Origin of the sequence: Mesorhizobium sp. ESP6-5, assembly GCF_020164695.1 — a bacterium.
Classification (GTDB): domain Bacteria; phylum Pseudomonadota; class Alphaproteobacteria; order Rhizobiales; family Rhizobiaceae; genus Mesorhizobium; species Mesorhizobium australicum.
Genome location: NZ_JAIUGR010000004.1, coordinates 128851 through 146423, shown reverse-complemented (window position 1 = coordinate 146423; position 17573 = coordinate 128851). Strand labels below are relative to the sequence as shown.

Genomic DNA, 17573 nt, shown 5'->3' with positions numbered 1-17573 from the left:
GTCACCACAGGGATCGCGATCGGGCTTGACGCCTGGCCATATGTTCTTTAACCAGAAAAAACATCTTTATCTGTGAACTGGCACAGGCCGCACAATCGCGCCTGACTGGCACATGACGCTTTCGCCAGCCGCCGATAAAAGCTTTTTGACCCAAGCAGGCGAGGAACAAAGCATGGCGGAACTGGCGGGCAAGGTCGTTGTCATAACGGCAGCGGCGCAAGGCATCGGCAAGGCGAGCGCGCTGGCCTTCGCCAAGGCAGGCGCTATCGTCCATGCCACCGACATCAACGAGACGCTGCTGGCGGAACTCGCCAAGACATCAGGGATCAAGACCCGCAAGGTCGACGTTCTCAACGACGAGGCGGTCAATGCCGCCTTTGCAGAGATCGGCGCCGTCGACGTGCTGTTCAATTGCGCCGGTTTCGTCCATTCGGGCTCGATCCTGGAGATGAAGGACAGTGATCTCGATTTCGCTTTCAATCTCAACGTGCGCGCCATGATCCGAACCATCCGGGCGGTGCTGCCCGGCATGCTGGAGCGTGGCGACGGGTCGATCATCAACATGGCTTCGCTGGCCAGTTCGACCAAGGGCGTGCCGAACCGCTTCGCCTATAGCGTAACCAAGGCCGCCGTCATCGGGCTGACCAAGGCGGTCGCGGCCGACTATGTCGGCAAGGGCATACGCTGCAACGCCATCTGCCCCGGCACGGTCGAGAGCCCGTCGCTGCAGGACCGCATGCACGCCCAGGGCGATTATGACGCCGCCCGCGCCGCCTTCATCGCCCGCCAGCCGATGGGCCGGCTCGGCACGCCGGAGGAGATCGCAGATCTCGCCGTCTACCTTGCCGGCGCCACCTACACGTCCGGGCAGGCCTATAATATCGACGGCGGCTGGTCGATCTGAGCGCTGCCTTGAGACAACCGGACATCGGGTCGCCGGCCGCCAATACAGGCTGTTCGCGCTTGTCGTGAAGCGGGCTGATGGCTAGGGTCCGCCCGGTTCCAGAGACGGCCGCCCCGGCGGAGAGTTTGTAGAACGGCCACGAGGCCGCAATCAGGAGAAGATGCATGAAACTGCTGCGCTATGGCGAGGTGGGAAGCGAACGGCCCGGCCTGCTCGATGCGGATGGAACGATCCGCGATCTCTCCGCCCATGTTGCCGATATTGCCGGCACGACACTTCATCCGGCCTCGCTGGACATGCTTTCGAAGCTCGATGCGAAGTCGCTGCCGGCGGTTTCCGGCAAGCCGCGCCTCGGCGCCTGCGTCGCCGGCACCGGCAAGTTCATTTGCATCGGCCTCAACTATTCCGACCATGCCGCCGAGACCGGGGCCACCGTGCCGCCGGAGCCGATCATCTTCATGAAGGCAAGCTCGGCCATCGTCGGCCCGGACGACGACGTGCTGATCCCGCGCGGCTCCGAGAAGACCGACTGGGAAGTCGAGCTCGGCGTGGTTATCGGAAAAACCGCCAAATATGTCAGCGAAGCCGACGCGCTCGACCATGTCGCCGGCTATTGCGTCTCCCATGACGTGTCCGAACGCGCCTTCCAGGCCGAGCGCCAGGGCCAGTGGACCAAGGGCAAGAGCTGCGACACGTTCGGCCCGACCGGACCGTGGCTGGTGACCAAGGACGAAGTATCGGACCCGCAAAACCTGAAGATGTGGCTGACGGTCAACGGCAAGACGATGCAGAACGGCTCGACCAAGACCATGGTCTATGGCGTTGCCTATCTCGTTTCCTACCTCAGCCAGTTCATGTCGCTGCACCCCGGCGACATTATTTCGACCGGCACCCCGCCCGGCGTCGGCCTCGGCATGAAGCCGCCGGTGTTCTTGAAGGCCGGCGATGTCGTGGAGCTGGGGATCGAAGGGCTCGGCCAGCAGAAGCAGACGTTCAGGGCGGACGTGTAGATCGATAGGTTAGCGCCGCCCCTCACCCCTACCCTCTCCCCGTGCAGAACGGGGAGAGGGAGCGCCAGCGTTGCGGCCATTCCTTCTCCCCGTCACCATACGGGGAGAAGGTGCCGGCAGGCGAATGAGGGGCAGCGCCGGCCCCTCTTCAGCTATTACTTTATCGTCTTCCCATCAGCGCCAAACCTATAGGTCTTCGCCGCATCGGGCGTCGCATAGAGCGTGGCGCCCGGCTCCGCGTCGTAAACCCCGAAAATCCGCACGGTGATCAGGCCGGCCTTCTCGCAATCCAGATAGAGATTGGTGTCGGCACCGAGATGTTCGGCGTGGACGACCGTGCCCTTCCAGGCGCCGGATTTCGGATCGACGGTCAGGTGCTCCGGCCGCACGCCGATGGTCCTGGCTGTCTCGCCGAGCCGGGCGCCGTCGACGAAATTCATCTTGGGCGAGCCGATGAAGCCGGCGACGAACTCGTTTGCCGGCGAATTGTAGAGTTCCATCGGGCCGCCGATCTGCTCGATTTTTCCGGCATTGAGCACCACGATCTTGTCGGCCAGCGTCATCGCCTCGACCTGGTCGTGGGTGACGTAGATCATCGTCGCCTTCAGCCGGCGATGTAGCTGCGCGATCTCCAGCCGCGTGTTGACACGCAGCGCCGCGTCGAGGTTCGACAGCGGTTCGTCGAACAGGAACAGTTTCGGCTCGCGCACCACGGCGCGGCCGATGGCGACGCGCTGGCGCTGGCCGCCGGAAAGTTCCGCAGGTCGTCTTTCGAGATAGGGCTCGAGCGACAGCATAGACGAGGCGATGCCGATGCGGCGGTCGATTTCCGCTGCCGGCGTGTTCGCCTGCTTGAGCCCGAGCCCCATATTGTTCTTCACCGTCAGATGCGGATAGAGCGCATAGGTCTGGAACACCATGGCAATGCCGCGTTTCGCCGGCGGGGTGACCGAGACATCCTCGCCATCGATCAGCACCCGGCCCGAGGTCGAATCCTCCAGACCGGCGATGACCCGGAGCAATGTCGACTTGCCGCAACCCGAAGGGCCGACAAAGACGACGAACTCGCCATCCGTCACTTCGAGGTCGATGCCCTTCAGCACCTCGACCGGCCCAAAGGCCTTTTTCACGTTCTCGATTTTCAGCGAGCCCACGGCAGTCCTCCAAATTGATGAGTGGGCGCCAGGCCCCTGTACGGCGCGGACGACGACAGCCTGATCACAGTCGCACCGCCTTTCCGCCGCGCACGCTCTCGTCGGCGGCAAGGCAGACGGCAAGCGACCGCACCGCGTCGTCCATATGTCTGGTGAGATCGATATCCTCGCGGATCGCCTTGAGGACAAAAGCCTGTTCGAGATCGCAGAGATCCTGATGGCCGGGTTCGCCTTCCATCGACAGCATCTCGTCCGCCTTTAGGAACTTGCCGTCCGTGCCGGTCGCGGCGCTGTGCAGGCGGATGGTCGAGGTCTTGGTGTGGGTGTCGATGTCGTCGGACTTAACGCCCTCCTTCATAACGATCGACACACAGCCCTTGGGCGAAATCACGTCCTTCACGAAGAAGGCGGTTTCCGAAATCATCGGGCCCCAGCCGGCCTCGTACCAGCCGACCGAACCGTCATCGAACAGCACCTGCAGATGGCCGTAATTGTACATGGACGGTGCGACCTCCTCGGTCAGTCGCACGCCCATCCCGCGCACCTCGACCGGCCTGGCATCGGTGATCTGCAGCATGACGTCGAGATAATGCACGCCGCAATCGACGATCGGCGATGTCGTCTGCATCAGCTGCTTGTGCGTCTCCCAGGTATGGCCCGAGGATTGCTGGTTGAGGTTCATGCGGAACACGTAGGGACCGCCGAGCTCGCGCGCTTCGGCGATCAACCGGATCCAGGACGGGTGGTGGCGCAGGATATAGCCGATCACCAGCTTTCGGCCGTTGGCCTTGGCTGCCGCGACGACGCGCCTGGCATCGGCCACCGTCGTTGCCAGCGGCTTTTCGACGAAGACATGGCAGCCGGCCTCGAACGCTTTCACCGCATAGTCGGCATGGCTGTCGGAATAGGTGGCGACGCAGGCGACGTCGGGCTTTTCGTCGCGCAGGGCGTCATCGAACGAACGCCTGATGCCATAGCCGGACAGCCCCCCAGGCAAAGGCACGTCGGAGCGGTTGACCAGCGCGGCGATCTGAAAACCTGGATTGGTGTGATAGGCCAGCGCATGGCTGCGGCCCATATTGCCTAGGCCGGCGACGACAACGCGAAGGGGTTTTTGCGAACTCACTTGACGGCTCCCGACGTGATGCCGCGGATCAGCTGCCGCGAGAAGATGACATAGAGGACCAGCACCGGCAGGATCGCCAGCGACAGTGCCGCCAGGATGGCGTTCCAGTTGGTGACGAACTGGCCGAGGAAAAGCTGGGCGCCGAGCGTCACCGTCTTGGTCTCTTCCGACGGCGCCAGGATCAGCGGGAACCACAGATCGTTCCAGATCGGGATCATGGTGAAGACGGCGACGGTTGCCATCGACGGCCGCACCAGCGGCACGACCAGCCGGAAGAAGATGGTGTATTCCGACAGCCCGTCGATGCGGCCGGCGTTCTTCAGATCGTCGGACACCTGCTTCATGAATTCGGACAGGATGAAGACGGCGAGCGGCAGGCCTTGCGCGGTGTAGACCAGGATCAGCGCCGTCAGCGTGTTGACCAGCCCGCTCGCCACCATCAATTGCAGGATGGCGACGGTGGCGAGGCGGATCGGGATCATGATGCCGAGCGCCAAATAAAGCCCCATCATCGTGTTGCCGCGGAAGCGATATTCCGACAGCGCGAACGCGGCCATGGCGCCGAACAGAAGCACGAAGAACAGCGAGCCGACGGTGACGACGAGACTGTTCTGGAAATAGTGGATGAAGTCGCCCTGGCCGATCACCGTGGTGTAGCCGATCAGGTCGAAGGTCTTTGGCGTCGGCGGCGTCAGCGGCGCGCCGAAGATGCCAGCGCGGGACTTGAACGAATTCATGATGACCAGGATCACCGGAAACAGTGCGATCGCCGTGTAGGTCAACAGGATCGCGTGGGCGCCGATGGTGCGGGGCATTGAACGGGTGGCGATGCTCATTGGAAACCCTTCCTGCGCAGAGAGGTTGGCGCCAAGACACCCCCCTCTGTCCTACCGGACATCTCCCCCGCAAGGGGGGAGATTGGCAGCGTCGGCCTTGCCGTCCACCTTGCAACGATGGCGACTGGCGAAAGCAGTAGCGACATCTGATCTCCCCCCTTGCGGGGGAGATGGCCGGCAGGCCAGAGGGGGGTGCTCAAGCTCGACATCTCTCGCCTCTCAGAACTGGTAGCGACGCAGGCGCGTCTGGATGAGGAAGAGGTAGACGCAGACACCGCCCAGGATGATCAGGAACATGATCGTGGCGATGGTCGCGCCCATGTTGGGATCGCCGACCTGCAGCTGGAAGCCGAAGAAGGCGCGATAGAGGAAGGTGCCGAGAATATCGGTCGAATAGTTCGGCCCGGCGAGCGCGCCTTGCGCGGTGTAGATCAGGTCGAAGGCGTTGAAATTGCCGACGAAGGTGAGGATCGAGATGATGCCGATCGACGGCAGGATCAGCGGCAGCTTGATCTTCCAGAACTGCGACAGGCCGGTGATGCCATCGCATTCGGCCGCCTCGATCACCTCTTCGGGGATCGACAGCAGCGCGGCATAGATCAGCATCATCGGAATGCCGATGAATTGCCACACCGAGATCAGGCTGAGCGCGGTCAGCGCGTACTGCTCCTTGCCGAGCCAGGGCGTGAACAGGCTTTTCAGGCCGACGAAGTCGAGCAGATGCGGCGCCACGCCCCATAGCGGCGACAGGATCAGCTTCCAGGCAAAGCCGACGATGACGAAGGACAGGATGGTCGGCACGAAGATCGCGGTGCGGTAGAAGGCGGCGAACCGCAGCCTGGGGCTGGAGAGAATTGCCGCCAACAGCACGCCGACCGGGTTCTGCACCAGCATGTGGATGATGAAGAACCAGACATTGTTGCGCAACGCATTCCAGAAATTGACCGACCAGTTGGGATCGCCGAACAGGGTGCGGAAATTGTCCAGGCCGACGAAGATCTGGGACTGGTCGACATTGCGGAACAGCGAGAGCTGCAGCGTGCCGGCGAGCGGCAGGATCATGATCGCCGTATAGACGAGCACCGCCGGCGCCAGGAAGACGGCGATATGCCAGCGGAATGGTCTTTTGGGTCGTGTTTGTGCGGCCATGAGTTCGGTCCCCGCCGTCTCTCGGTTCCAGACGATGTGATGCTAGATGATGCCTCGATGCATGGCCCAACCATGCCCGGTGCGGCAAGACAAAGGCCTGCGACTGATCAGCCAGCCTTCCCCAACAACAGCAAGGGTAAGGCCGTGAGGCAGAGCCGACAATCGCAATATGAAGACAGGGTAATCCGGAACCGGCCGGGCATGCGCCCAGCCGGCTCCGTTGCCTGAGCTCTTACTTGGCCGGCTTATACCAGCTGTCGAGACCGGTCTGCAGCTTCTTGGCCGCGGCTTCGGGCGTATCGGTGCCGTTGATGACGTTGGCCGATTCAACCCAGGTCTCGTTTTCGAGGTTCGGCGTGCCGCGCGACAGGATCTGGTAGGTCGAGCGGATCGTCGACTTGCACTTGCCGCGCCAGGAGACGAATTCCTGCGCCAGCGGGTCTTCCATCTTCACCGGCGAGGAGTTCAGGCTGAAGAAGCCCGGCAGCGCGTTGGCGTAGATGGTGGCGAAATCAGGCGAGGCCACCCAGGACAGGAAGGTCTTGGCCGCGTCCGCGTGCTGGGAGGCTGCGTTCAGGCCCATGCCGATATCGGTATGGTCGGAGATGTAGCAGGTGTCGCCGGCCTTCTCGACCGGCGGCGGGAAGGCGCCCATCTTGAACTGTGCCTGGGTGTTGAACAGGCCGATTTCCCACGAGCCGGCCGGGTAAATGGCGGCGCGGCCGAGCGTGAACAGGTTCTGGCTGTCCGGATAGGTCTGGGCCTCGAAGCCGTCGCCCAGGTAAGGCTTCCACTTGGCCAGTTCCTCATACGGCGCGACCCAGTCCTTGTCGGTCAGCTTCTGATCGCCCTTGATCAGCGCCTTGCGGCCGTCCTCGCCCTTCCAGTAGTTGGGGCCGATGTTCTGGTAGCCCATGGTCGCGGCTTCCCAGAGGTCCTTGGTGCCCATCGCCATCGGGATATAGGTGCCGTCGGCCTTGATCTTGTCGAGCGCGGCGAAGAATTCGTCTCGGGTCTGAGGCACCTTGATGCCAAGCTTGTCGAAGGCGTCCTTGTTGTAGATGAAGCCATGGATGACGGATGCCATCGGCACGCAGAAGCTCGCCTTGCCGTCATCGGTCTGCCAGGCGGACTTTGCGACCGGCGAGAAGTTTTCCATGCCGGGCAGCGCCGACAGGTCGGCAAGGTTGCCCTTCTTGAACAGTTCGAGCGACTTGTCGAACGGGCGGCAGGTGATCAGGTCGCCCGCCGAACCGGCGGCGAGCTTGGCGCCAAGGGCGGCGTCATATTCGGTCGGGGCCGAGGGGGCGAACACCACCTTGATGCCGGGGTTCTTGGCTTCGAAGGCCGGGATCAGCTTGTCCTTCCAGATGGCAAGGTCGTCGCCGCGCCAGCTTTCGATGTTGAGCGTTACGTCCTCGGCGTGAGCCAATCCGGCCGAGCCGAGAATGCTGGTGCCCAGAAGCAGTGCCGTCAGTAGTTTCGTTGTCATGCTCAGTCTCCCTGTTGACCTTTTTCAGGTTCGGTTTTGATGAGAACCTGGGCTTTGGAGCCCTTGTTCCCCTCGCAAGCCCGTTTCACCCCGATGGGAATCGGGAATGAAACTGGCCTATTTCTTTGTTCGAGCATGATCTTTTCCGAAAAGCGGTTTTCACTTCTCGGGATCATGCCCCAGCACGGAAAGGGCTGGCCGCAGCTTCTGGCCTGTCCGTTCCAGTATCTTGCGCGCCGCATCGGCGCTGTCGGCGCCGGCGGCGAGCAGAATGGCTGTCTTGACCGCGCCGCCGCTCTTTTCGAGCAGGCTGGCGGCCTCTTCCTGGCCGCGGCCGCTGACGGCGGCGACGATGCGCGCCGCCCGGTCGCGCAGCTTCATGTTATCGGCCATGAGGTTGACCATGTAGCCGTCATGGACATGGCCAAGATGAACGGCGGTCAGCGTCGACAGCATGTTGAGCGCGATCTTCTGCGCCGTTCCGGCGCCCATGCGGGTCGAGCCGGCGATGACTTCCGGGGGTGTCTCGAGCAGGATGGCGGTGTCGGCCTGCTGGAGCAGAGCCGAACCCCTGTTGTTGGCGATGCCGATGGTGGCGGCTCCCCGGCGCCGCGCCTCCTCGATGGCGCCCACCGCATAGGGCGTCGTGCCGCTGGCGGAGAGGGCGATCAGGCAATCGCCCACGCCGACACCCGCATTGGCAACCGCCGTCGTGGCCTCCTCGGTGTCGTCCTCGGGTCCGCCGGCCAGTGTCCTCAAGGCGTCGTCGCCGCCGGCGATCAGGATGGCGATGCGGTCGCGCTGGATGCCGAACGTGCCCGGCAATTCCAGCGCATCGGCCAGCGCCATCAGGCCGGAGCTGCCGGCCGCGGCATAGGCAAGCCTGCCGCCGCCGCTCAGGCGGCCGGCAATGATCTCGGCTGCCCTGGCGATGGAGGGAATGGCATTGCGGACCGCTTTGGCGGCCTCGACCTGCGCATCGGCCAGCGAAGCAAGGATGACTTCGGGAGCCTGGATATCCAGCCCCTCGGCATTCCCATGCAGCGCTTCGGTGCGCGTTTCGGCCATCCCAGTTCCTCCTATCCACAAAACAATACCAAAAAAATACCACTTGTCCACATGCATTAACGAATTCGCGGTCAGGAAATCGCTAAGCCGACGAATTGCGGAAGCTTTTCAATAAAATACGGCTTAATCTTTTTGAAACGGAAATTAACTCTTGGCTATTGGTATTTTATTGGTATTATCCTGCCGGAGGAGAAATCGCGTGAAATTCGTGCTCGGTATCGATGGCGGCGGCACCAGCTGCAGGGCCGCACTGGCAACGGCGGACGGCGCTGTTGTCGGCCGCGCCAAAAGCGGCGCCGCCAACATCCGCACCGATCTCACCGGCGCCCGCTCGAACATCGTCGATGCGGCGCGGCAGGCTTTCATCGCCGCCGGGCAAGATCCGGACCTGATCCCGCAAACACCCGCCATCCTCGGCCTTGCCGGCGCCAATGTCGGCACTTACCGGCAGCAGCTCGAGGCGATCCTGCCGTTCAGCACCAGCCGCGTGGAGACCGATGCGGAGATCGCGCTCGAAGGCGCGGTCGGTTCCGGTGACGGCGCGATGGCGATCCTGGGCACCGGCACCGCCTATATGGCGCGCAGGGATGGCAAATCGCGCGCCATCGGCGGCTGGGGATTCCAGGTCGGCGACCAGGGCAGCGGCGCCCGCATCGGCCGCGACCTGCTGGAGCAGACCCTGCTCGCGCATGATGGCGTGCGCCAGGCCTCGCCGCTGACCGACAGCATGATGGCCGTTTTCCGCAACAATCCCGAGGACGTCGTCGAGTTCACCACCAACGCCAAGCCCGGCGATTTTGGCGGCTTCGCGCCGAAAGTGTTCGAGCACGCGCAAAAAGGCGACATTGTCGCCAACTGGATCCTCGACAAGGCGGTCGCCGATGTCGAGGCCTCGCTTGGCGCGCTCGACCTCGCCGCCGGAGCACCGCTCTGCCTGCTCGGCGGGCTGGCGCCGCTCTATGCGCCGCGCCTGTCGGCGCGCTACCGCGCCCTGCTGAAGGAACCGCTCGACGATGCGCTAGGCGGTGCCGTGCAGATGGCGGCACGCCTTTTCGCTGGGCGCGCGGAGGCTGCGCGATGAGCGATGCCGCCGACCAGATCTTCGCCACGCTCAAACAATCCTCGCAAAGCGGCGCGCCGCTTTACCTGCAGCTCAGGAAAAGCATCGAGGACGCCGTCAATCGCGGCCTGATCGGCCCGGGCGACGCGCTGCCTTCCGAGCGCGACATCGCCACCAAGGCCGACATTTCGCGCGTCACCGTGCGCAAGGCGGTGCAAGACCTGGTCAAGGGCGGCATATTGGTGCAGCGCCATGGCTCGGGCACCTTCGTGGCGCCGCGCATGGAGCGCGTCGAGCAGTCGCTGTCGCGGCTGACCTCCTTCACCGAAGACATTGCGCGGCGCGGCATGGCGGTGCGCTCGGCCTGGCTCGACCGCGGCCTCTACGCGCCCTCGCCCGACGAGATGATGGTGCTTGGCCTGTCGTCGAGCGAACTGGTGGCGCGCGTGGCGCGCCTGCGCATCGCCAACGACACGCCGCTGGCGATCGAACGCGCTTCGCTGTCGGCCAGCGTGCTGCCGGACCCGGCTGGAATTGGCTCCTCGCTCTACGCGGCGCTGGAATTGACCGGCAACAGGCCGGTGCGCGCGGTGCAGCGCATCTCCGCCGCCAATCTCGGCGAGGGCGATGCGCGCCTGCTCGAAGTGCCGCCGGGCATTGCCGGCCTGCATATCGAGCGTATTTCCTACCTGGCGAGCGGCAAGGTGATCGAGTTCACCCGCTCCATCTACCGGGGCGACGCCTATGATTTCGTCGCCGAACTGCGGCTGACAGGGCCGAGTGAAGAGGGCCGATCATGATTGCCAACACCACGCATATGCAGCGCGAGATCGAGGAGATCCCGCAAGCCGTCGCCCGCCTGCTCGACGGCTCCGGTGCCGTGCTGGCCGAAGCAGGGCGCGGCATCAAGGAGCGCGACCCGCATTTCGTCGTCACCGTGGCGCGAGGCTCGTCCGATCATGCCGCCACCTTCATGAAATATGCCGTCGAATTGACCGCGGGCCTTGCCGTCGCCTCGGTCGGACCGTCGATCGCCTCGATCTATGGTCGCAAGCTCCGGCTTGACGGCTCGGCCTGCCTGGCGATCTCGCAGTCGGGCAAGAGCCCCGACATCGTCGCGATGGCCGAAACCGCACGGGCCGGCGGCGCGCTGACCATTGCCGTCACCAACACCGCCGATTCGCCGCTCGCGCGCGCCTCGGACTATGCGATAGACATACTCGCCGGGCCGGAGCGCAGCGTCGCGGCAACCAAGACCTTCATCAATTCCGCCGTTGCCGGTCTTGCCCTGATGGCGCATTCGACCGGCGACGACGCGCTTCTCGCGGCCCTGGCCCGCCTGCCCGAGCATTTCGGCAAGGCGATCGCCTGCGACTGGATGAGCGTGCTGGCCGAGACGATCGAGAAGCAGAAGTCCCTTTTCATTCTCGGCCGCGGTCCGTCGGCGGCGATGGCAAACGAGGCGGCGCTGAAGTTCAAGGAGACCTGCGGCATGCATGCCGAGGCCTATAGCGCGGCCGAAGTCATGCATGGCCCGCTGGCGCTGATCGGCCCCGACTTTCCGGTGCTGGCGCTGGCCGCTCGCGACGCGTCCGAGCCCTCGGTCGCCGACGCCGCCGACAGTCTGGCGGCCAAGGGCGCGCCGGTTTTCGTCACCTCGGCGCTCGCCAATCGCGCCACGCGCCTGCCGCATGTCGCTACCGGTCACCCGCTGACCGATCCGCTGACGCTGATCGTCTCCTTCTACATGTTCGTCGAGGCCTTTGCCCGCCATCGCGGCCTCGATCCGGATGCGCCGCGCAACCTTCGCAAGGTGACGGAGACCGTATGAGCGACCGTTTTGCCCTGACCGGCGCCCGCATCTTCGACGGCGACGACTGGCACGAAGGCGCGGCCCTCGTCGTGCGCGACGGCCTCGTCGAAGCCATGCTGCCGCAAGGCGCGCTGCCCGGGGATATCCGTGCCGTCGACACCGGCGGCGGCATGCTGGTGCCGGGCTTCGTCGACATCCAGGTCAATGGCGGCGGCGGCGTGATGCTGAACGATCATCCCGATGTCGCCTCGATCGAAACCATCTGCCGCGCGCACGCGCCATTCGGCACGACGGCGCTGCTGCCGACGCTGATCACCGACACGCCCGCAATCACCGCCGCCGCGATCGCCGCCGGCGAAGCGGCAGCGCTGCAAAAAGTGCCGGGTTTCCTCGGCCTGCACCTGGAAGGTCCGCATCTGTCGATTGCCCGCAAGGGTGCGCATGATCCGGCGCTGATCCGGCCGATGACGGACGCCGACCAGGCCATGCTGATCGCGGCGCGCCAGAAGCTGCCGGTGCTGCTCACCACGATCGCGCCGGAATCCGTCGATCCTGCCCGCGTCAAGGCCTTGGCCAAGGCCGGGGTCATCGTCAGCCTCGGCCATTCCGACACTGGCCATGCCACGGCTAAAGCCTTTGCCGAGGCCGGCGCCAGCGTCGTCACGCACCTGTTCAACGCGATGAGCCAGATCGGCAACCGCGAGCCCGGGCTGGCGGGCGCCGCCATCGACATCGGCGCCTTGTCGGCGGGGCTGATCGCCGACGGCATCCATGTCCACCCCGCCACGATCAGGATCGCGCTCGACGCCAAACAGGGACCGGGCAGGATCGTGCTGGTCACCGACGCGATGGCGACGATCGGCACCGAGATGAGTTCGTTCACGCTCAACGGCCGCACCATCTACCGCAGGGATGGCAGCCTCAGGCTTGCCGACGGGACGCTGGCCGGTGCCGACCTCGACATGATCTCGGCCATCCGGTTCATGCACCGCACTGTCGGGCTCGAGCTGTCCGAAGTCTTGCGCATGGCCTCGCTCTACCCGGCCCAGGCGATCGGCCAGTCGCACCGGCTTGGCCGCTTCGCCAATGGCACGGCGGCGGACATCGTTGCGCTGTCGGACGATCTTGACATAGGAAGCGTCTGGATCGACGGCGACAAGGTGTTCGAGGCTGTCGCTCCGCGCTGAGAGCGAGGCCATGCAGACAATCGATTGTGTCGTCGCCGGAGCAGGCGTCGTCGGGCTTGCCGTCGCCAGGGCGCTTGCCTTGTCGGGCCGCGAGGTGGTGGTGATCGAAAAGGCCGACGCGATCGGCACCGTCACCAGCTCGCGCAATTCCGAAGTCATCCATGCCGGGCTCTATTATGCGCCCGGCAGCCTGAAGGCCCGGCTGTGCGTCGAAGGGCGCCGGCAGCTCTATGCATACTGCGCCGAACACACTGTCGGCCATCGCCGCGCCGGCAAGCTGATCGTCGCCAGCGAACCCGCCCAGACGGACGGGCTGCGGGCGATCGAGGTCAATGCGAAACGCTGCGGGGTCGACAATCTCCAGCTTTTGACACGCGCCGAGGCCGAAAGCCTGGAGCCGGCGCTGAGATGCGCCGGCGCGCTGCTGTCGCCATCGACGGGCATTGTCGACAGCCACGCGCTGATGCTGTCGCTGCGCGGTGACGCTGAAGCCGCAGGCGCGTCCTTCGCTTTCCTCACCTGCGTTGCCGGGGCGGCGATCGAAGCCGATGGGATCCGGATCGACACGCTCGACGCCAATGGCGAGACCTTTGCCGTGGAGGCCGGCGCTTTCGTCAATGCAGCCGGCCTGGATGCGCAGGCCGTGGCCAGTCGGATCGAGGGTTTCCCAAGGGATCTCATCCCCCGGCAGTGGCTGGCGCGTGGCAATTATTTCGCGCTTCCCGGGCGGTCGCCGTTTTCGCGGCTGATCTATCCGGTTCCGGTCGAAGGGGGCCTCGGCGTCCACCTGACGCTCGACCTCGCCGGCAATGCGCGCTTTGGCCCCGATGTCGAATGGATCGACAGCGTGGATTTCACGGTCGACCCCGGCCGAAGCGCCGTCTTCTACGAGGCGATCCGCCGCTATTGGCCCGATCTCGCGAATGGCGCCCTGCAGCCGGCCTATGCCGGCATCCGGCCGAAGCTCTCGGGCCCCGGACAGCCAGCGGCGGACTTCGTGATTCAGGGACCGGCCGATCACGGCGTGGGCCGGATCGTCAATCTGTTCGGCATCGAGAGCCCCGGCCTGACGGCGAGCCTGGCCATCGCCGACCATGTCGCCGAACTGTTGTACCCGACCTGAGCCAGCGTTCGCGCGCGCCGGAGCGCGACATCTGCTTAGCCGGCTTTATTTGAGACGTAGAGATCCTTGTAGCTGTCGCGCAAAAGGTTCTTCTGTACCTTGCCCATCGTGTTGCGCGGCAGGTCGTCGACGAAGATCACCCGTTTGGGATGCTTGTACTTCGCCATGCGGCCGGTGACGGCGTCGAGAATCTCGGCCGCGCTGATCCGCGACGCGGGCGAGCGCACGACGACCGCGGTGACGCCTTCGCCGAAGTCCGGATGGGCAAGGCCGATGACGGCGCTTTCCAGGACGCCGTCGAGCGCATCGATCTCGCTTTCGAGTTCCTTCGGATAGACGTTGTAGCCGCCTGAGATGATCAGGTCCTTGCCGCGACCGACAATGTGGACATAGCCGTCGGCGTCGATCATGCCGAGGTCGCCGGTGATGAAGAAGCCGTCGGCGCGGAATTCCGCCTTGGTCTTTTCCGGCATGCGCCAGTAGCCGCCGAACACGTTCGGACCCTTGACCTCGATCATGCCGACCTCGCCCTGGGCGAGCGGCTTGCCGGAATCGGGATCGGCGATGCGCAGCGACACGCCGGGCAAGGGGAAGCCAACCGTGCCGGCGCGCCGCTCGCCCTCATAGGGGTTGGAGGTGTTCATGTTGGTCTCGGTCATGCCATAGCGCTCGAGGATGGCGTGGCCGGTGCGCTCGCGCCAGGCGTTGTGCGTTTCGGCCAGCAGCGGCGCCGAACCAGACACGAACAGCCGGATGTTTTTCGCCGCCTCGCGATCCAGCCCGTCCTGCTGCAGCAGCCTGGTATAGAAGGTCGGCACGCCCATCAGCGCGGTGGCGCGCGGCAGCAGCGAGACGATGCGGCTCGCGTCGAATTTCTGCTCGAACAGCATCGAGGCGCCGGCCATCAGGGTGACGTTGGTGGCGACGAACAGGCCGTGCGTGTGGAAAATCGGCAGTGCGTGGATCAGCACGTCATCCCTGCTGAAACGCCATTGCTCGACCAGCACCCGCGCGTTCGAGGCGAGATTCTCATGGCTGAGCATGGCGCCTTTCGAACGGCCGGTCGTTCCCGACGTGTAGAGGATCGCCGCAAGGTCGTCGGCGCCGCGCTCCACATCGTGGAACTCGGAAGACTGACGCGATGCCTGGTCCGCGAGGGATCCCTGGCCACCGCGGTCCAGTGTGACCACGACGGCACCGGACGGCTCGACCATCCCACGGATGTCCGCCGACCGTGCCGGATCGCAGACGATCACCCGAGGTGCGGCATCCCCAAAGAAATAGCCGAGCTCGGCCAGCGTATAGGCGGTGTTGAGCGGCAGGAAGACGGCGCCGGCGCGCAAGCAGGCGAGATAAAGCAAAACCATCTCCGGGCTCTTCTCGACCTGCACGGCAACCCGGTCGCCGGGCGCGACATCCATTTGCAGGAGCGCATGCGCAAGCTGCGCCGACCGTGCCAGCATGTCGCCATAGGTGAGCGAGCGTCCATCATCGGTTTCCATCAACAGACGCCCAAGCGCCGGCATCCGGGACCGGAACGCATCGAACAGATGATTGCTCATGAAATCTTCCCAGGTGACGCCGGCCGCGATCTTGGGCGGCACGCGACGAAGAGTTCGCGTTTCCCAGCCCTGCCGTCAAGGCCGCAGCCGGCTGCCCGGCGTCCACCGAAAAGGTCCGAGGGATGGGACGGCAGAGGGCGCCGACCAAACAGCCGTCAACGCTGGGCGCGCTTACCCGGACCGGCGGGTGCCTCGCCTTGCCTGAAGCGTTCCATGCACATGGCGGCGGTCAGCTGGTAGTGATCGATCAGGGCCTGGACGGCACCATCCGCATTGCCGTCCAGCGCATTTTCAGCAATCAGCCGGTGTTCGGCGAAATCGTCGCGCTGGATGCTCTCCCCGTCATTGGCCATTTGCCTGTAGCGGTAGGCGTGATCGGAAAGCTGGTCGCAGAAACCAACCAGCCAGTGCGACCGGCACGCCGAGATCAGCACCCGATGGAAAGTGCGATGCACTTTCTCCCACTCCGGATTGAGCGACGAGCTACTTTGCGGCGAAAGCCGTGAGGCCCGCCCCAGGCGATGCAGCGCCAGCACCAATTGTTCTTCCCATTCGGCGGTGCGGTGGGCAATGGATTCGCGCAGCGCCCGCTCCTCGAGCCAGCAGCGCGTGCGCGTCAGTTCCTCGAGTTCCGTCGCGCTGACCGGCATGATGAAAAAGCCACGCTGGTCATGGCGGCCAAGGAGACCTTCGGAGGCAAGGCGATTGAGGGCTTCACGAACCGGAGAGGCACCGGCGCCATACTTGGAAACGACCCACTCGACGCGCAGCTTGCTTTCGGTTTCAAGAGCGCCGCTGAGAAGATCATCACGCAATTGGTGATAGACCGTGCTGGCAAGCGTGCTCTTGGCTCCTGTGCCGTCGTCGTTCAGATTGGCAGCTCCGTATGTCAAAAGCGACTCCTTGTCCCCTTACTGTCGTCCTGGGCAATTCGAGTCCGAAATTCTCTCTCCGTACGCGTACCATATAGCGTGACGCTTCCGGCACTCAAGCAGAAGATCGCGCTATTGTACTTTAGGACAATGGAATATACCCAATCCGCGGGGCCGATCGCGAGAATTCGAATATTTCTACAACCAGCAGAAGTTTAACGTGTTTTGTATGCACGCAGGATCATCTGTTTCTTGTGCTCCCATGCGAGCATCTTTTCTGTCGCGCGCAAAGACAGCGGACGACTGCCCGAATCAGATCGTCGCGCAACCTGATTCGGATGTGCGGCAGACCATGCCCTCCAACGACGCCGATCCGTAGCAATTGGCGCCGGATGACCGCGCTGTGTCAGCCGGCGGCCTTGTCGGCCGCCGCCCTGATCGCTTCGATGTTGGCGCGGTAAGCCTCGACACTGCCACCCCTGAAGATGGCAGCACCGGCCACCAGCACGTCGGCGCCGGCAGCGGTGACCAAGGGGGCGGTTTCCGGCGAGACGCCTCCGTCGATCTCGATGCGGATCGGCCGGTCACCGATCAGCGCCTTGATCCTTCTCACCTTGTCGACCATCGCCGGGATGAAGGCCTGCCCGCCGAAACCCGGATTGACGGTCATGATCAGGATCAGGTCGAGCCGGTCGAGCACATATTCGATCGCCGTTTCCGGCGTCGCCGGATTGAGCGACACGCCCGCCTTCTTGCCGAGGTTCCTGATTGTCTGCAACGAGCGGTCGAGATGCGGCCCGGCCTCGGCATGCACCGTCATGCCGTCGCAGCCGGCTTCGGCAAAGGCGGCGAGGTAGGGATCGGCTGGCGCGATCATCAGGTGGCAGTCGAAAAAGGCCTTGGTGCGATTGCGGATCGCCTTGATGACAGGCGGGCCGAAGGTGATGTTTGGCACGAAATGCCCATCCATCACGTCGAGATGGATCCAGTCGGCACCGGCCGCCGCCACCGCCTCGACCTCGTCACCGAGCTTCGAGAAATCCGATGCCAGCACCGACGGTGCGATCAAGGTTTTTTTGCTCATCTCGCGGCCTTTCCGGGCGCCCTTTTGATACGATCGCTGCGTACCGACTGCCTAAAGCGCTCCCGGAGACTTGTCGAGGGCGCCAGTACAGCGGTTCCACAGGCAGGGGTAACGTCGCGGCGTTCCCGATCCT

General features: G+C 64.3%; 16 protein-coding genes. 7 read left to right on the top strand and 9 right to left on the bottom strand.

Going from position 1 to position 17573, the window contains the following annotated elements:
- Window positions 1-172: 172 nt before the first annotated feature.
- Both LB524_RS07625 and LB524_RS07620 read left to right on the top strand, forming a co-directional pair.
- The gene (locus LB524_RS07625) at window positions 173-904 is read left to right on the top strand and encodes an SDR family oxidoreductase (protein ID WP_224524892.1); all 732 of its coding nucleotides are present in this window, start codon (window positions 173-175) and stop codon (window positions 902-904) included.
- A 164-nt stretch (window positions 905-1068) separates the two neighbouring features.
- Entirely contained in the window at window positions 1069-1914 is an 846-nt protein-coding gene (locus LB524_RS07620; RefSeq protein ID WP_015314647.1) for a fumarylacetoacetate hydrolase family protein, read from the top strand.
- Between the two features lie 155 nt (window positions 1915-2069).
- Here the strand turns inward: LB524_RS07620 and LB524_RS07615 are convergent, their stop codons facing one another.
- From LB524_RS07615 to LB524_RS07590, 6 genes are all read right to left on the bottom strand, one after another.
- Window positions 2070-3068: an ABC transporter ATP-binding protein gene (locus LB524_RS07615; protein WP_015314648.1), complete on the bottom strand. Its 999-nt coding sequence runs from the start codon at window positions 3066-3068 to the stop codon at window positions 2070-2072.
- A gap of 64 nt (window positions 3069-3132) precedes the next feature.
- Window positions 3133-4194 carry a Gfo/Idh/MocA family protein gene (locus LB524_RS07610; RefSeq protein ID WP_224524888.1) on the bottom strand — a complete coding sequence of 354 codons (1062 nt, stop codon included), beginning with the start codon at window positions 4192-4194 and terminating at the stop codon, window positions 3133-3135.
- Complete coding sequence (locus tag LB524_RS07605) at window positions 4191-5030, bottom strand: carbohydrate ABC transporter permease (RefSeq protein ID WP_015314650.1); 840 nt, start codon at window positions 5028-5030, stop codon at window positions 4191-4193. The genes LB524_RS07610 and LB524_RS07605 overlap by 4 nt, the downstream gene beginning before the upstream one ends.
- Window positions 5031-5249: 219 nt before the next feature.
- On the bottom strand, window positions 5250-6179 hold the full coding sequence (locus LB524_RS07600) for a carbohydrate ABC transporter permease (protein WP_015314651.1): 930 nt from the start codon (window positions 6177-6179) through the stop codon (window positions 5250-5252).
- A 232-nt stretch (window positions 6180-6411) separates the two neighbouring features.
- On the bottom strand, window positions 6412-7671 hold the full coding sequence (locus tag LB524_RS07595) for an ABC transporter substrate-binding protein (protein WP_140711929.1): 1260 nt from the start codon (window positions 7669-7671) through the stop codon (window positions 6412-6414).
- Window positions 7672-7830: 159 nt separating this feature from the next.
- Window positions 7831-8739 (bottom strand): N-acetylmuramic acid 6-phosphate etherase, encoded by a 909-nt coding sequence (locus tag LB524_RS07590; protein WP_140711931.1) that lies wholly within the window; start codon window positions 8737-8739, stop codon window positions 7831-7833.
- A gap of 199 nt (window positions 8740-8938) precedes the next feature.
- Here LB524_RS07590 and LB524_RS07585 point away from each other — a divergent pair, with 199 nt between their 5' ends.
- Genes LB524_RS07585 through LB524_RS07565 form a run of 5 tightly spaced genes read left to right on the top strand, consistent with a single transcriptional unit; the run spans window position 8939 to window position 13922 of the window.
- Entirely contained in the window at window positions 8939-9820 is an 882-nt protein-coding gene (locus LB524_RS07585; protein WP_140711933.1) for an N-acetylglucosamine kinase, read from the top strand.
- Window positions 9817-10599, top strand: coding sequence for a GntR family transcriptional regulator (locus tag LB524_RS07580; protein ID WP_224524885.1), 783 nt, complete (start codon window positions 9817-9819; stop codon window positions 10597-10599). The genes LB524_RS07585 and LB524_RS07580 overlap by 4 nt, the downstream gene beginning before the upstream one ends.
- Window positions 10596-11630: an SIS domain-containing protein gene (locus LB524_RS07575; RefSeq protein WP_140660278.1), complete on the top strand. Its 1035-nt coding sequence runs from the start codon at window positions 10596-10598 to the stop codon at window positions 11628-11630. Before LB524_RS07580 ends, LB524_RS07575 begins: the two co-directional genes overlap by 4 nt.
- Entirely contained in the window at window positions 11627-12799 is a 1173-nt protein-coding gene (nagA, locus tag LB524_RS07570) for an N-acetylglucosamine-6-phosphate deacetylase (protein ID WP_224524882.1), read from the top strand. Before LB524_RS07575 ends, nagA begins: the two co-directional genes overlap by 4 nt.
- Before the next feature lie 10 nt (window positions 12800-12809).
- A complete protein-coding gene (locus LB524_RS07565; RefSeq protein WP_224524872.1) occupies window positions 12810-13922 on the top strand; it encodes an NAD(P)/FAD-dependent oxidoreductase in 1113 nt (370 codons plus the stop codon).
- Window positions 13923-13957: 35 nt separating this feature from the next.
- Here the strand turns inward: LB524_RS07565 and LB524_RS07560 are convergent, their stop codons facing one another.
- The 3 genes from LB524_RS07560 to rpe all read right to left on the bottom strand — a co-directional run bounded on the left by LB524_RS07560 (window position 13958) and on the right by rpe (window position 17440).
- Complete coding sequence (locus LB524_RS07560; RefSeq protein WP_224524870.1) at window positions 13958-15484, bottom strand: malonate--CoA ligase; 1527 nt, start codon at window positions 15482-15484, stop codon at window positions 13958-13960.
- Between the two features lie 155 nt (window positions 15485-15639).
- Window positions 15640-16377 (bottom strand): GntR family transcriptional regulator, encoded by a 738-nt coding sequence (locus tag LB524_RS07555; protein ID WP_015314660.1) that lies wholly within the window; start codon window positions 16375-16377, stop codon window positions 15640-15642.
- A 385-nt stretch (window positions 16378-16762) separates the two neighbouring features.
- Entirely contained in the window at window positions 16763-17440 is a 678-nt protein-coding gene (gene rpe / locus LB524_RS07550; RefSeq protein ID WP_015314661.1) for a ribulose-phosphate 3-epimerase, read from the bottom strand.
- Window positions 17441-17573 lie beyond the last annotated feature (133 nt).